Here is a 14,396-nt window from a genome sequence, read left to right as displayed (position 1 = left end):
TCGCTCGCAATGACAGGAAAATGAATTTTATATATATATGAATGCAGCTTAGTATGAATTATAATCATTATTTACGAGACACCACACTCGAAAGACAGCAAAACAGCTTGTCATCAGCATCCGAACAAGAAAAAAAGAACGGGGGGCCAGCCCGACTGGCTGGCGCCCCGTTCTATCCCTTAGCTTGGTAAGAAAGTTTGGCTTTGAAAGGGGCTGGAGGCTAGACACGAAAAAATCCTCCAGCCCTGTTTTTTTACTTATCCATCCACGCATCCCTGACATGAAAGGTATCAATAATGGGAATGGGGAGAACAGTCACGTTGTGCACATATTTCCTCTTGGCGATTGAGTAATTCATGAGCCAGAGAGGGATGATGGGCACTTCTTCCTCGGCCAGGACCTGCATCTTTTTATAGAGCTCGAAGTTTTTCTTCTCATCGAGTTCGACTTCAGCCGCCTCTAACAGCCTGTCCATCTCGGGATTTTTATAATAAGAGATATTCTGCCCCTTTGGAAGCCAGTAGGCAGAATGTAATTGCTTAGACAGGACGAACATGGCATGGGTTCTCGAAGACCAGGACACAAAAACAGCGTCCCCGGTGCTCCTTTCGGCCGGCACCCAGATGGCGTTCAGAAAGGCCGCGAATTCCATGAATTTGATCTTGCAGTCAAACCCGACGTTACGAAGGTTTTCCTGGATAGCCAATAAGGAGACTCGATCCATGGGATAGCGTCCGGCCTGAGGCGCTCGGATCGTCAGGGCTAGATTTTTACCATTTTTTTCACGGATACCGTCTTTGTTCGTATCCACCCAACCCGCTTCTGCGAGAAGCTTTTTGGCCCTCTCCGGATCATAGACGACTTCCGCCGCCGCATAATAACCCCAGGAATAAGGGGCTACTCCGGATTTGGATATCTTCGCATTTCCGAGATGGAGATCACGCACGATCCCGGGGCGGTCAATGGCCAGTTTGATGGCCTGCCGCACCTTAAGCTCATTGGTCGGGGGCTTCTGGCAATTCATGTAAATGCGCAGAATCGTGGCCGTGGGCCAGGTTATGACGTCCAGGTTCTTATTTTTCCTCAATCTTTCATGATCCTGGACAGGGACGTTGTAAGCAATGTCTATCTCGCCGGTCTGAACCATGTTAATTCTGGCGTTATCATCAGGTACAAACCGGAAGACGACTCCATCGAGATTAGCTCTGCCTTTCCAGTATTCCTTGTTTACTTCCAGTTCAACCCGTTCACCAGGAACCCATTTTACAAACTTAAACGGGCCTGTTCCCGTGGGATGGCGCCCTATTTTAGTCCCGTATTTCTCAACCGAAGCCGGGCTCATAATCCCCAGGCACGGCTGTGCGATGTGATGGATAAGAGTCGGGTTGACACTCTTGCAATAGATCTTAATCGTAGAGTCGTCCACGACTTCAACCCTGTCAATGGCCTCTCTTAAAGCTGCTCCGTAGCGTGTTCTCGGTTTGTCGCTCGCAGTTCTCTCAATATTGAACTTGACGGCCTCAGCGTTGAACAAGGTTCCATCGTGGAATTTTATCCCCTTTCTCAAGTAAAAGGTCCAGACCTTCCCGTCCCCGGATAGCTCCCACCTTTTGGCGAGAGAAGGTTTTGGAGTCGTTTTTTTCGTGTTTTCATCGTAATGAAAGTAGATCAGTCTTTCAAAGATATGACATCCGATCATCATATCAGATCCGCCGTAACTGTTCGGAGGATCCATGCGGTTCGGGTTCATACCAAAGGCAATCTCTACGATTCCGCCTTGTTTCGCTGCCTGAACCGAATGGGGAACACAAATCGCTAAACAAAAAAGGATTAAAGCAATAAAAAGAACGAAAACACTTTTTGATTTCCATAAAGATTTCATTGTAAACCTCCTTGCCTCAATTTGTTAAAAAACAAGTAAAATGACTTGAAGTAAAGATGAGAAAAACAATTTAGATAAACACGTTGATGAAGCAGTTAGAATAATAAGTCACCCTGAAAACTATTACAACTCCTTATAGCCTGACGTTTTGTAATTGAAGTTAAGACAAAACGATGTCTCATTGTCATCAATTCAAAACCTTTGTCAAGAAAAAAAATAACAGAAGTTTTTCTAGAAAATAAAGGCTTAACAAAGAATATATGCTTGATAGGAATACATTATTTAACTGCTATTCGCTTTAATCTTCCGGAGCGAGGAAGTCCAGGTCCGCGCCGAGGTGGGCCTGGAGGACATGCTGGGCGTACAGTCTTTGCCAGCCCCGTTTGGGTAAGGCCGGAGGAACGAACCCTTTGCGCCGCTGCCTCAGTTCCGCTTCGTCCACCAGCAGCTCGATACGGCGCTCGCTTACATTGAGCTCAATCATATCTCCATTATGTACCAAGGCAAGCGGACCGCCGACCGCCGCCTCGGGGGAACAGTGCAGCACCACCGTGCCGAACGCGGTGCCGCTCATTCGCGTGTCAGAGACGCGGACCATATCTTTAACGCCCGCTTCGGCTAGGTAGCGGGGGATAGGCAGCGATCCGGCCTCAGGCATGCCCGCCGCGACAGGCCCGGCGTAGCGCAGCACCATGACGTGATCCGGCGTGATGTTCAGGCTCGGATCATCAATGCGCTCAGAAGCATCTTCAGGAGAATCAAAGACCACGGCCGGACCCTTATGAGACAGCAGCGTTTTGCTGGCGGCCGCGACCTTGAGCACAGCCCCGGAGGGGGCGAGAGAACCATGAAGGATAGCCAAGGAGCCTGTGGGCCCGAGGGGACGCTCCAGGGTGCGGATCGTGGTTTGCCAGTCTTCGGGCCGCGGGACATTTTTAATCAGTTCTCCGATCGTTTCCCCGGTAACCGTCTTGGCTGACAGGTCAAGGAGGGGTTCAAGCGCCTTCAGAAGCACTGGCACACCCCCTGCCTTTTCCATATCTTCCAGGTACCCTGTGCCTGCCGGTTTGCAGTCAACCAGCAAAGGCACGCGTTTGGCCGTTTCATCGAAATCGTCAAGGGTGAGGGGTATTCCGGCCCGGCGCGCCGTAGCGAGCAAATGGATGATGGCGTTCGTCGAGCCGCCGATGGCCATAAGAACGGTGACCGCGTTTATAAAGGAAGCGCGGTTTAAAATATCGCTCGGGCAGAGTCCGCGCTGAGCCAGCTTGACAGCCTGCTGGCCTGAGGCAACCGCGTGCTGTAAGCGTTTCCCCGAAGGGGCGGGTGGCGTTGCGCCGCCGGGGAGCATCAAACCTATAGTTTCCACGAGGCAGGCCAAGGTGGAGGCGGTTCCCATGACCATACAGGAACCGCCGGTAAAACAAAGCGATTGCTCAATTTCTGAGATTTCCTGATCGTTCAGTTCCCCGGCCCGGTATTTACTCCAAAACCGGCGGCAATCCGTGCAGGCGCCCAGACGTTCGCCTCGCCAGTCGCCGGTCAGCATCGGGCCTGTCACGACCGAGATAGCTGGCAGGTCGGCCGAAACCGCCGCCATCATTTGCGCCGCGACTGTCTTGTCGCACCCGCCCAGGAGAACCACCGCGTCCATGGGCTGCGCGCGAATCATCTCCTCGGTGTCCATGGCTTGCAGGTTACGAAACAGCATCGTAGTGGGCGAGGTCAGGATTTCGTGAAGGGATATGGTGGGAAAGGCGAAGGGGATACCTCCGGATTCCAGTACGCCGCGCTTGACCGCGTTCACCAGCTCGGGCATATACCGGTGACAGACATTATAATCGGAACTCGTATCCACGATCCCAATGATCGGCCTATCCGGATGGATGTTGTGATAACCGGCTATTGCCAGAAAGGCGCGGCGTATAAACTTACTGAACTCTCTGTCGCCATAGGAGGTCAAACTACGGTAGATACCGTGATCTTTATTTTTTTTCGACATGGGAAATTAAACTCTCTAAAATCATGATTGGATACTAATTGATCCAACCTTTCCATTTTCACTAAAGGCCGATTTTATGACGAAGCGCCTCGGTTTCTTCGCACCAGTTGCCCACGTTCCAGCGACCAAAAACACCCATTCCGCCCAAAGGATCAGGCCCGGAGTAAACCGGAACATGGATCAGACTCAGCCCGTCATAAGCCTTAGCCTGATTCAGCGCCGTGACAAATGTTTCCACCGAATACCCGCCGTGAAATGCGGACAGACCTTCGATGGCGCGGGCCCAGGCTACATAATCGAGCTTCAGGGTATCGTGGGTAGCGTAATCTGCGCCATACTGATCCTGCTGCAACCCGGATATGGCGCTCATGCGCTGGTTGTCGAGCAGCAAGATGCAGCCACGCGCCCCATGGACCGCGCCGTCAATAAGGATTTGCGGATTCATGGTAAAGGAGCCGTCGCCGCTTAAAGCCAGTCCATAGAACGGTTTTGAGGTCAGGGCCGTGGCGAGTAACGCCGAAACGGCAAAACCCATGTAGCTGGCTCCCGTATCGGTAAAGGTCCGGCCGAGCCGGTCGTCCTCAACGATCTGGAAGCCGTTAGCCTGAACATCACCCGCGTCAAAAAAAGTCACGGCATCGTTGGCCCGGGCCCAGTCGGTTGCGGCTTTGATCACCGCCGGTTGGGTCAGAACCTCCTGACCCCAGCCATTGTCATAAAAACAGGGATTCTGAAAACGTTCGGCCTTAAAGGCCTCCCACTCCCGGCGTTTATCCATGCATTCTGAAAACCATTTTGACTCATTCTTGGCGCTGGTTTTTTGACGCCGCTTAAGCTCCTCATTCAGCCGCTGCAAGGTCAAGGAAGCGTCGCCGATAAGCGCGATCGTCCTGTTATAATGCATGGCCGCGTGAAAATCCGTGTTAATATTCACCACCTGCTCGACTTGCGGGTAGCCGGTGCGGGAGCAATCTGACTGACATACAAAGCGTGTTCCCACGGCCACAAGCAGATCGGCCTGCCTCATGGCGTAATTGCCGCTGATCGAGCCTTTCGACCCGCCGACGGTCATGTTGCGCGGATTCTTATACGGAATTACGCCGGAAACAAGAGGGCTCGTCACGGCGACGCCGTCAACGAGATCGAGGAACTCCATGAGTTCAGGGCCAGCCTGGCGAGCGCCGCCGCCGACTTTCACCACGACCCGCTCGGCCTGAAGCAGAAGATCGGCCGCACGGGCATAAGCTCCGTCATCAGCCGCCGCGCCCAGCCGTGGCGGAGCGCCAACTGGCAGCTCATGCAGGTTGAACTCTGGGATTATCTTTGACTGTGTGTTCATGGGGAGCAGTAAATAGAATGGACCGCCTCGGTGTGGATGATCCACAACGTTCAAGCCTCGCCGCAGCGCCGTGCCAACAGCACCCGGTGTATGCAAACAGTAAGCCTCGCCCATGGCTGAACACAGGCGAAGGAAGGGATGCTGTTCATATTTCGGAATCTGCTGCATATTGGGCCCTTCATCTTCAGTGGTCTCGTCACCGAAAAGAAACCAGACCCCAAGCCCGTTGCTGAGCGGTACCAGGGAACCGGCCAGGGCATGCAGGGCCCCTGGACCGATCGAGGTCACCACCGCGGCCTTTTCGCCTGTAACCCAGCGCAAGGCTGTTGCCGCATGTGCGGCCTCAGTTTCATGGCGGACATTATAGGTGTGGACCAGACCGGCCTGCTCGTAAATACGCAATACTTCCCCGATCTCGGTTGAACCATGCCCAAAAATGCCGATGTAACGGATCACCCCCTGGCGAAGAAGTCCTAACACAATCGCCTCCGAGAGGGTTAGATCAGCTTGTCCGGGCAAGGCGCCGGACTCAAGGGCTGATTCAAAACCCCCGGCTGTGGCGATTGCCTTAGCCCGCGCCAGCCGCGGCTCGGCTAAAGGCTCATTATCCATCAGGCACCTCCTCAATTTCTACTTCACGGCCCTCGCTGGCCGAGAGGTGCACGGCCAGAGAGAACCGAAGAATCTCCGCTCCCTCTTTTGGGTTCACCTCCGGCTGACGGTTTTCGTTGAGGGCCGTAATCATCTCACGGGTGCAGAGATCAAAACTTAATCCCCAGTTGGTTTCGATATCGTGAAACGCGGTAGTGGCCCCGTCACGATACATGACCACCGAAGGCGTCTCGAGCATCATGCCTGAGCAGCGGTTGATCCAGAGGAGCCCCCGCGTTCCTGTGATCTCAACCCATTCGTCTCCAGCGTAATATTTGGAGCGGATATGGAACTGGCTCGAGCTGTCTACCTGCCAGGAACCCATCTGTCCCTGATTGCTGTGCCGCCAGGCGATAAGCGCGGGAAGATCGGCCACAAAACCGCGCGCCCCTTTGGTGTGGTCAATCCAGGCGAAAACCTTGGAGACCGGCCCCATAAAGTACATGACAATGGAAAAAACATGATAACCGTGATCAAAGACCATGGGACCGCCGCCGCATTGGCTCTCGTTCAAACGCCAGGCCCAGGCTTCCTGGGGCACTTCCCACCCTTGAGGGCTGTAACCGCTCATGAATTTCACACGGATGGAAAGCGGGTCCCCGATCTCTTTGGCCTCAAGAAGCTCCCTGGCCTTACGGTAAGGCGGATAGAAACGGAAATTTTCATAGACTCGAAGAAGGCGGCCTGTCCTCTCCGCCGCCTCGATCATGGCCCTGGCTTCGGCCATATTCAGGGCCATGGGCTTCTGTACCGAAACATGTTTGCCTGCTTCAAGCGCGGCAGTAGTCAGCGATGCGTGGCTGTCATGTGGTGTCAAGATCTCAATAATATCAATATCAGGAGAGGTAAAAATGGTCTCGGGATCGGTCGTCCATTGCTCAAGCCCCCACTCCTCGGCTCGCTGCTGAGCTCTCTCAGGGTTGAGGTCGCACACCGCGGTCAATTCAGCATCCGGGTTGTTTCTGTATCCGAGGACATGGAGGTCAGCGATACGGCCTGCGCCTATAAATGCCACTCTCAGCTTCTTCATGTGTCATATCTCCTTAAAAAATATGATTCTAGGCCAGTCTGGTAAGCAAAAGCATGAACCTATTCCTGTTTCCTCGGTAAAAGCGGATGTATCCTTTCATTGATCCCTTTAGTCCACTCTTCCTTCCATTCCATGACCTTGACGCGTTCCGCCCACTCGTTATAGTGTGCCGCCATTTCCTCAACCCGGGGCTGGTTCTTTTTAGCCAGATCGTTCAGTTCGGTGCGATCTTCCCGGATATCGTAAAGCTCCCACTGCCTGGCGTTTTCCCTGACCAGTTTCCAGGGGCCCTGCCTCACGGCGCAGTTTCCCTCGTGTTCCCAGATGAGAGGTTTTTGACGCGACCAGGTCTCGCCCTTTAAGGCCGGGACCAGGCTTTCGCCTTCCAGCGGGGTAATGGGCTGGTCGTTAAATTCTTCAGGATAATCAACCCCGGCCGCATCGAGGCAGGTCGCCATGATGTCAATGAAGTGGGTCGGCGGATGAACAATGCGGCTGGACTTGACAACGGCCGGCCACTTCACAATGAGCGGTGTGGAGATGCCGCCTTCATGAACCCAGTGTTTGTACAGCCTGAATGGGGTATTGCTGACGTTGGCCCAGGGCATGTCATAGCTCATAAAGGTTTCCGCCGGTCCGGGTTTCAAATCAGGCAGATTTCCGATAATAACCGGTTTACCCTGCGGGGTGGTGCTGGAAAAATTTTCTGTCCAGCCGCTTTCCGCAAGAAACTCGGCACAGCCGCCGTTATCGGACATGAACATGATCAGGGTGTTTTCTTCGATTTCAAGCTCCTTGAGCTTGCTCATGATTCGTCCGATGCCTTGATCCATGCGGTCAATCTGTGCGGCGTAGACCGCCATTCTGAGGTCTTCCCAGTCCTGGTTCGGCGCTTTTGAGAAAGACGGCAGGCCTTGGGTGCGCGGCGAGATCTCCCATTTGCTGCTGAGTATTCCCAGCTCGATCAGCCGCTCGTGCCGGTCGGTGCGCATCCTGTCCCAACCCCGGCGGTACCTGCCTTCATACCTAGCAATGTCTTCCGGAAAGGCGTGCAGGGGCCAGTGAGGAGCGGTATAGGAGACGTAGAGAAAGAATGGCTCCGGTTTCTTGCCACCGGTTTCGATCATCTCCACGGCGCGTTCGGTAATGGCGTCGGTAAAGTAGTAATTCTCTCCCTCCGGCTCGATCGCTTTATCATTAAGCATCAACGCTCTTGGTTTGAAATAACTGACCGCGCCGGTAATGGTTCCGTAAAACCGGTCAAATCCCCGATTGATCGGGATGGGGGCCTTGTCCGCGCCTGGCGGCAGGTCCTCAGGTTTTTGAGGGTCATATTCTCCGCCCACATGCCACTTGCCAGACATAAGGGTCTGATAGCCTCCCAGCTTCAGGGCTTCGGCAATGGTGACGCAGTTATCGTTGAGAAAGCCCTGGTAGGGTGGAGACCCCAGGCTTCTGGTCATATGACCGATACCGGCCTGGTGGGGATACAACCCCGTCAGAAGGGAGGCCCGGGAAGGACAGCATCGGGCGCAGTTATACATCTGGGTGAAACGGACGCCATTTTCCGCCAGCCTGTCCAGATGAGGCGTTGAAATCTCTGAACCGTAACATCCGATGTCTGAAAATCCCATGTCATCCGCGAGGATGACGACAATATTCGGCTGATTTGACTTTTCTTCCATGATACTCTCCTCTATTTTATTCTAAAATATAGAAGGCTATGTTTAGTTACGCCTTTTTCCATTCCGGTATTTTTCGTGGATCAATATCTGAGCCGAGCGCCTCAAATTCCCTTTTGGTCATATAATGGATCACCGGGTGATAAGGTCCCATCAGACCGGGTCTGTTATGGCCGACAATTGATTTATCATAGGTGTCCTGTGACCAGGCCCCCTTGGGCCAGGGGATATTTTCTTCGTCAGGAGCGTATTTCGGCAGGCGCCAGTCCGGTGAGTTGAGCCATTGCCTCCAGGGCGACCATATTCGCCGCCGACCTCCAATCTAAGCCTTTCTAAGCCTTCGTAAGCCGCCTGAGAGCGCTGGATATGACAAGATCAAGCCGTTTGCTAGTATTCTCAATGTGAACTAAGGCCGCATCTCTGGCGCGATCAGGCTCCTTTTTTAAGATGGCCTTGAAAATGGCCTCATGCTCCTGTTGCACCATCATGGGTAAGCCGGGCTGCCGGCTGGAGCGTTCCCGCGCTTTTTTAATCTGGTCTCGGAGCTTGCCATTTAAGAATTGCATGAAATCACGAAGATAAGGGTTGCTGCTGGCCTCAGCCACGATTTGATGAAAGTCAGTGTCAGGAATTGTGCCATCGCTGCCTTCATTCACGGCGCGGGCCATGGCCTTGAGGCAACGATCCAATCTCGTCAGGTCTTCCTCGCTGCGGTGTTCGGCCGCTAACGCCGCCGCATTTCCTTCCAGGATAGCTCGCAGCTCAAAGAGATGACCGATCTCCTTGGAATTTACATGTTCCATACCATCCAAGCGAAATGACCGCTGCTCGCTGCGTTCAGCCACTATTGCTCCGATTCCATGCTTGGAGTCAATAAGGCCGTCGTGCTTAAGCCGGGCAAAGGCCTCTCTGATAACAGTCCGGCTGACCCCGAACTGTTTGGCCAATGCAGCCTCAGAAGGCAGGTGTTCTCCGGGCTTAAGAGAGCCGTTTTTGATCTCCAGGGCCAGAAAATCGGTCACCTGCTCGGAAAGTCTGGGGGCCCGTTGGAACTGTGGTTGTGTGCTTAATTCATTATTCATAGTATTTTTTTATTAGTGTATCCTTAAAGATATGTCAAGCATAAAATATAAATTTATGATTATCATACAAATAAAAATGAACTCGATTAATAATCCCTTAAATTCCTATGAGCCGCACTAAAATCAGGTTATTTTTAACACCTGAATCAATCCTATTTTGTATGATGAAACCTTTCATAATTTTTGAAAAATTATTATAGAAATGACCGCCCTTCTATACCTCCTCCAGGGACTCTAATACCCCGCGATGAGGCAGCTATACCTATTGACAGGGGTAGTTTATCTCACTAAACTATCTAGTTCTGATGTGCTTTACTAAGGTAAACCACAGCCTGGCTATTGTTGACGATTAATTGGATTTCCAGCCCATTAAGGTCTTGATCTGTCTAATGGGCTACTGTTGTTTGGGAGAAAAATTTTTGAGCATAAACATTGTCAGTCGGGTGAAAGCCAGGAGCGATAAGCTTTTTTATGGCTGGCGGATCGTAGCGGTAAGCTTCTTCATCAATGCCTTTGGCGTTGGGACCTTTTTTTACGGATTCAGCACATTTTTTAACCCCATGATCGTCGAGTTTGGGTGGTCCAGGACGCTCATGTCTGGCGTCTATTCTTTGTCCCGATTGGAAGGTGGACTCGAGGGACCTATTGTCGGCTGGCTCATTGATAAATTTGGAGCCCGGAAGATTTTATTCACTGGTATATTGATAGCCGGTGTCGGGTTCATACTGCTATCGCAGGTCAGGAGTCCATTGAGCCTATATCTGATTTTCGGTCTGACCTTATCCTTAGGCTATAATCTGGGCTACATCCATGGCACCGGGGCAGCGGTGGCTAAATGGTTTGTGAAAAAAAGGGGGCGTGCCTTTTCTTTTTTATATACGGGCAATGGCATTGGCGGGGCCATATTCGTGCCACTGATAGCCTGGCTCATTGTCCAGTATGGCTGGCGCTCAGCTGCGGTCATTATTGGAGTGGCGACATTGGCCATTCCTCTGCCTCTGAGTTTGATTATCAGGAGCACCCCGGAGGAAATGGGGCTGGTACCGGACGGCGAACCCGGAAGTAAGGCAGACTCGCTCGATGAGGCTGTCCAGAAAGCAAAAGGAGTTTCAGTCGGCAGCACCATTCCTGAAGAAGTTAATTTTACCGTAGGGGATGCGATCAGGACTCGCGCCTTCTGGGTCTATTCAGCTTCCATGATGTTAAGATCATGCATTCTGAGCGCCATCGTGGTACATCAAATTCCGCACTTAACGGATATCGGTATTCCCTATCAGGCGGCCTCTAAGGTATTGGGCTTGATGGTGCTCATGAGTGTGCCGGGCAGATTTGTGTTCGGCTGGCTCGGTGACCGATTTGAAAAAAGAATGATCCTGTTTCTTCTTTGCATGCTTCAAGGCGTGGGGATATTCATCTTTATCAATGCCAATACTATAGTATTGTTGTACCTATTCGTTGTCGTATTTGGACTGGGATACGGAGGGGTCATCCCCCTGACTATTGCCTTGCGCGCGGACCTGTTTGGTCGAAAGAATTATGCTACCATTGCGGGGATAACAATGACCATGGCCATGGTAGGTACAGTAGCCGCGCCGGTTTTTGCCGGATATCTCTATGATGTTTCACAGAGCTACAACCTGGCTTTTTATATCTTCATAGGAATGATTGTTCTCTCTGGAGTCCTCTTCCTGCTCATACCGCGCACTTCCCAGCAGGCGTCATCATCTGAAGTCTGCTAGGGTGCTCCAGGATTTTTAGACGCTGCTTGGGGCTGGTTCCAGGCTATGACTCGAGCCATGGCCTTGGCCCCCTGACGCAAGGAATGGAAGACAGGGAAACCGGATTTTACAAAGGCTTCCTGGGCAGTCAGGAACTCCTGCATCCCGTTTAAGTCCTGCGGCGGCCGCAGGGCGAGCAGAACAGGCTTACCGGTCGCCTCCCGGGCTTCTCTTAAGGAGTTGATTATTGATTCCAGAAAAGCCGTTGAAGAGAACCGTCCATATCCCCAGCTGCCGATAGGGTGGAATCCTAAATGATAGAAAAGCATATGGATATCCGGTAGCTGGCCAACCACGCCCATGGCTGCCGAAATCGCTTCCGGAGATACAAGATTCGGGGTATCTAATGGGTTACTGAAGATACTGCCAGCAAATGGTAAATGCCGCTTCAGCTCGGCCTGGGTCTCCAATGACAAATAAGGCAATTTAAGACCGGCCTTTTCCATCTCATCGCTAGCCAGAACACTGGGGCCGCCTCCAGCGCCTATGAGCGCCACTCCGGTGCCTCGAGGCAGAGGATTGACGAAATAAAGCGCCACGAGCACATCGAGGAGCTCATCTACATCTTCAACCTGGATCGTATGCTTCTGGTGACACAGACCGTTGAACACGGCCACCGAACTGGTCAGACTGGCCGTATGTCCGTGGGCCGCTCTCTGGCCTGCTTCGGTCTTCCCGCCCTTATAAATTACTACAGGCTTTTGGTCGACCGCTTTCTCGAGCGCCTCGGAAAAACGCCGACCGTCTTTTACCCCTTCGATATAGGCCGCGATAATCTCGGTTTCCGGGTCCAGGGACAAGTACTCCAGCAGTTCACACTCGTTCACATCAAGTGCGTTGCCATAGCTCACAACCTTACTGAAGCGCAATCCTCTGGGATGGCCATATGAAGGGAGGTTCTGGGCATGACCGCCGCTCTGGGAGATAAAGGCGATAGGACCTGGTTCTAGAGGAACTCTCAAGCTGTTAACCAGGCGGCTTTTAGGAACGAACAGACCAACGCAATTGGGACCAATGATGCGAAAGCCGCTGGCCTTTGCCTTGCTAAGCATCGCTTTTTCGAGATCCACCCTTTCCGCATTGCCACTTTCGCCAAAGCCTGCGGTAAAAAAATGAACCGATTTCACGCCCTTAGCAGTGCATTCGTCTAAAAGCGTCAGAGCCGACTCCGCCGGGATACTAACTATAACGTGATCCACCGCGCCAGGAATGCTCAGGAGGTCAGGGTAGCACTGTAACCCGAGCACCTCGGTATACTTGGGATTGACTGGATATATATTCGGAAATCCAGCCTCTTTGAGGGATAGAAGAACCATCCCGGCAAAAGTGAATATCTCCCTAGCTGAAGCGCCAACCACGGCTACTCCTCGAGGGGCAAATATCTCCTCAAGTGGAACTTGTTTTCCTGCTTGACCAGCCATTAAGTGCGTCACCGTATATATCTATCAGTAAATCACAGAGACAACCGATGAAATGAACCTTAAAAGAGAAACTTGAATAACGCTCCTCATGGTTCATCTGAGTTAAATTCAGGCTGCATCTGGATTTTCAAAAATGGTTGTAGCGCCCTGGCCCGCTCCGACACACTGTGTGCAAAGACCATAGCGCGTGTTACTGCGCTTGATTTCCTTGCAAATGGTCATGATAAGACGGGCGCCGGTTGCGCCAATCGGATGGCCGATACCGATGGAGCCGCCGTTTATGTTTATTTTCTCCTCAGGGATTCCAATTTCTTTGAGTGTTGGAATCACCTGGGCGGCAAAGGCCTCGTTGAATTCAACGCGATCAATCTGATCAGGCTCAAGGCCGGCGTGCCGCAGGGCCTTCTTTGTGGCTACAACCGGGCCCATACCCATGATCTGCTGCTTCACACCGCCGTTCCCCCATCCAATGATGCGAGCCAGGAATTCCTGACCGATCTTAAGGGCCAGCTCCTCACTCATAATGAGCACCGCGGTCACACCGGTGTTGGTGGGGCAGGAGTTTCCAGCCGTGATCCTCAACTCCTGATTCCCATGGCTTACGATACCGTGAACGGGCGGCAGTTTGGCCAGGCCTTCCATAGTAGTGTCAGGTCGAACGCTCTCATCACGATCAAATGTAATCATCGGCCCCTTTTCTTCCGGCACCCATTGCCCATTCTCATCAAAGACCGGATCTTCAATTTCAAAGGACATCACTTCGTCTTTATAAAGTCCGGCATCATAAGCAGCCGAAAGCTTGTGCTGGCTTCTCATGGCAAAGGCGTCCATCTCCTCCCGGGTCAAGTCATACATCTCTGCCACATTCTGAGCGGTCTGCACCATGGAGGCTATTGGAGGTGAATCCAGAATGTAATCCGGGATAGGCACAGAGAAATAATCAAAATGGTCGTGCGGTAAATTGCGCTGAAGCTCATTCTGTTCGAGCATTTTTCGATTAAACTCGTTGACGCGTGTCCGCGGAGGACCGGAACCGCGCATACCGCCCATCTGCCGGGCCATACGTTCAACGCCGAATGCAATCCCGCAATCATATTGATCGAGCATAATTGCCATGGCGATGCGGTGAGCGGTTTCCATACTTCCGGCACAGGCCCGGTTCGTGGCAAAGTTCGTCATCTCGGCTGGCAAACCAGACAGACGGGCGACAATGTTCAGATTGGACGCTTCAGGCGCGCCCGACCCCAGGCCGATACCAAAGTCCTCGATCATAAAGGGTTTGACCTTGGGATTACGTTCCAGCAGGGTACGAATAATAGTGGCGCCGACTTCATCCAGACGTGTTGCCTCCAATTTTCCTCTCCCGCCACGGGAAAACGGGGACCGGACGCCATCAACTATGACCGCATTTCTTAATTTCATTCTGTCTCCTCACTTAATTGACGCCTTTGCAATGGATAGCTTTTGACTCCTTTAATGCGCTTTAATAAAAGGGACCGGCTATTTCCAGCCTTCCCTGGCACCCTGTG

The 14,396-nt window shown here is 52.4% G+C and carries 9 protein-coding genes; 1 reads left to right on the top strand and 8 read right to left on the bottom strand.

Annotation, left to right across the window (positions count from 1 at the left end; translation table 11 throughout):
* Window positions 1-253: 253 nt before the first annotated feature.
* The 6 genes from JRI95_04875 to JRI95_04850 form a co-directional block, all read right to left on the bottom strand.
* On the bottom strand, window positions 254-1,882 hold the full coding sequence (locus JRI95_04875) for a hypothetical protein (protein ID MBW2060881.1): 1,629 nt from the start codon (window positions 1,880-1,882) through the stop codon (window positions 254-256).
* A 298-nt stretch (window positions 1,883-2,180) separates the two neighbouring features.
* Window positions 2,181-3,884, bottom strand: coding sequence for a dihydroxy-acid dehydratase (locus JRI95_04870; GenBank protein MBW2060880.1), 1,704 nt, complete (start codon window positions 3,882-3,884; stop codon window positions 2,181-2,183).
* 61 nt (window positions 3,885-3,945) lie between these two features.
* Complete coding sequence (locus JRI95_04865) at window positions 3,946-5,835, bottom strand: thiamine pyrophosphate-binding protein (GenBank protein ID MBW2060879.1); 1,890 nt, start codon at window positions 5,833-5,835, stop codon at window positions 3,946-3,948.
* Entirely contained in the window at window positions 5,828-6,904 is a 1,077-nt protein-coding gene (locus JRI95_04860; GenBank protein MBW2060878.1) for a Gfo/Idh/MocA family oxidoreductase, read from the bottom strand. Before JRI95_04860 ends, JRI95_04865 begins: the two co-directional genes overlap by 8 nt.
* Window positions 6,905-6,963: 59 nt before the next feature.
* On the bottom strand, window positions 6,964-8,589 hold the full coding sequence (locus JRI95_04855) for an arylsulfatase (GenBank protein MBW2060877.1): 1,626 nt from the start codon (window positions 8,587-8,589) through the stop codon (window positions 6,964-6,966).
* A gap of 329 nt (window positions 8,590-8,918) precedes the next feature.
* The gene (locus tag JRI95_04850) at window positions 8,919-9,668 is read right to left on the bottom strand and encodes a FadR family transcriptional regulator (protein MBW2060876.1); all 750 of its coding nucleotides are present in this window, start codon (window positions 9,666-9,668) and stop codon (window positions 8,919-8,921) included.
* 419 nt (window positions 9,669-10,087) lie between these two features.
* Between JRI95_04850 and JRI95_04845 the strand changes: the two genes are divergently transcribed.
* Window positions 10,088-11,407 (top strand): MFS transporter, encoded by a 1,320-nt coding sequence (locus JRI95_04845; GenBank protein MBW2060875.1) that lies wholly within the window; start codon window positions 10,088-10,090, stop codon window positions 11,405-11,407.
* Here JRI95_04845 and JRI95_04840 read toward each other — a convergent pair.
* Both JRI95_04840 and JRI95_04835 read right to left on the bottom strand, forming a co-directional pair.
* The gene (locus tag JRI95_04840) at window positions 11,404-12,867 is read right to left on the bottom strand and encodes a CoA-binding protein (GenBank protein MBW2060874.1); all 1,464 of its coding nucleotides are present in this window, start codon (window positions 12,865-12,867) and stop codon (window positions 11,404-11,406) included. The two genes, JRI95_04845 and JRI95_04840, sit on opposite strands and share 4 nt — an antisense overlap.
* 108 nt (window positions 12,868-12,975) lie before the next feature.
* Entirely contained in the window at window positions 12,976-14,289 is a 1,314-nt protein-coding gene (locus tag JRI95_04835; protein ID MBW2060873.1) for a thiolase family protein, read from the bottom strand.
* Window positions 14,290-14,396: the final 107 nt, after the last annotated feature.

It is taken from the genome of Deltaproteobacteria bacterium (genome assembly GCA_019308995.1).
Lineage (GTDB): Bacteria > Desulfobacterota > Desulfarculia > Adiutricales > JAFDHD01 > JAFDHD01.
This window is presented reverse-complemented; position numbering and strand designations above follow the sequence as displayed.

Bases quoted from the DNA above. Each gene is read 5' to 3' on its own strand.
- JRI95_04865 (MBW2060879.1), bottom strand. From the start codon at position 5,835: ATGGATAATGAGCCTTTAGCCGAGCCGCGGCTGGCGCGGGCTAAGGCA.
- JRI95_04850 (MBW2060876.1), bottom strand. From the start codon at position 9,668: ATGAATAATGAATTAAGCACACAACCACAGTTCCAACGGGCCCCCAGA.
- JRI95_04860 (MBW2060878.1), bottom strand. From the start codon at position 6,904: ATGAAGAAGCTGAGAGTGGCATTTATAGGCGCAGGCCGTATCGCTGAC.
- JRI95_04840 (MBW2060874.1), bottom strand. From the start codon at position 12,867: ATGGCTGGTCAAGCAGGAAAACAAGTTCCACTTGAGGAGATATTTGCC.
- JRI95_04835 (MBW2060873.1), bottom strand. From the start codon at position 14,289: ATGAAATTAAGAAATGCGGTCATAGTTGATGGCGTCCGGTCCCCGTTT.
- JRI95_04855 (MBW2060877.1), bottom strand. From the start codon at position 8,589: ATGGAAGAAAAGTCAAATCAGCCGAATATTGTCGTCATCCTCGCGGAT.
- JRI95_04870 (MBW2060880.1), bottom strand. From the start codon at position 3,884: ATGTCGAAAAAAAATAAAGATCACGGTATCTACCGTAGTTTGACCTCC.
- JRI95_04875 (MBW2060881.1), bottom strand. From the start codon at position 1,882: ATGAAATCTTTATGGAAATCAAAAAGTGTTTTCGTTCTTTTTATTGCT.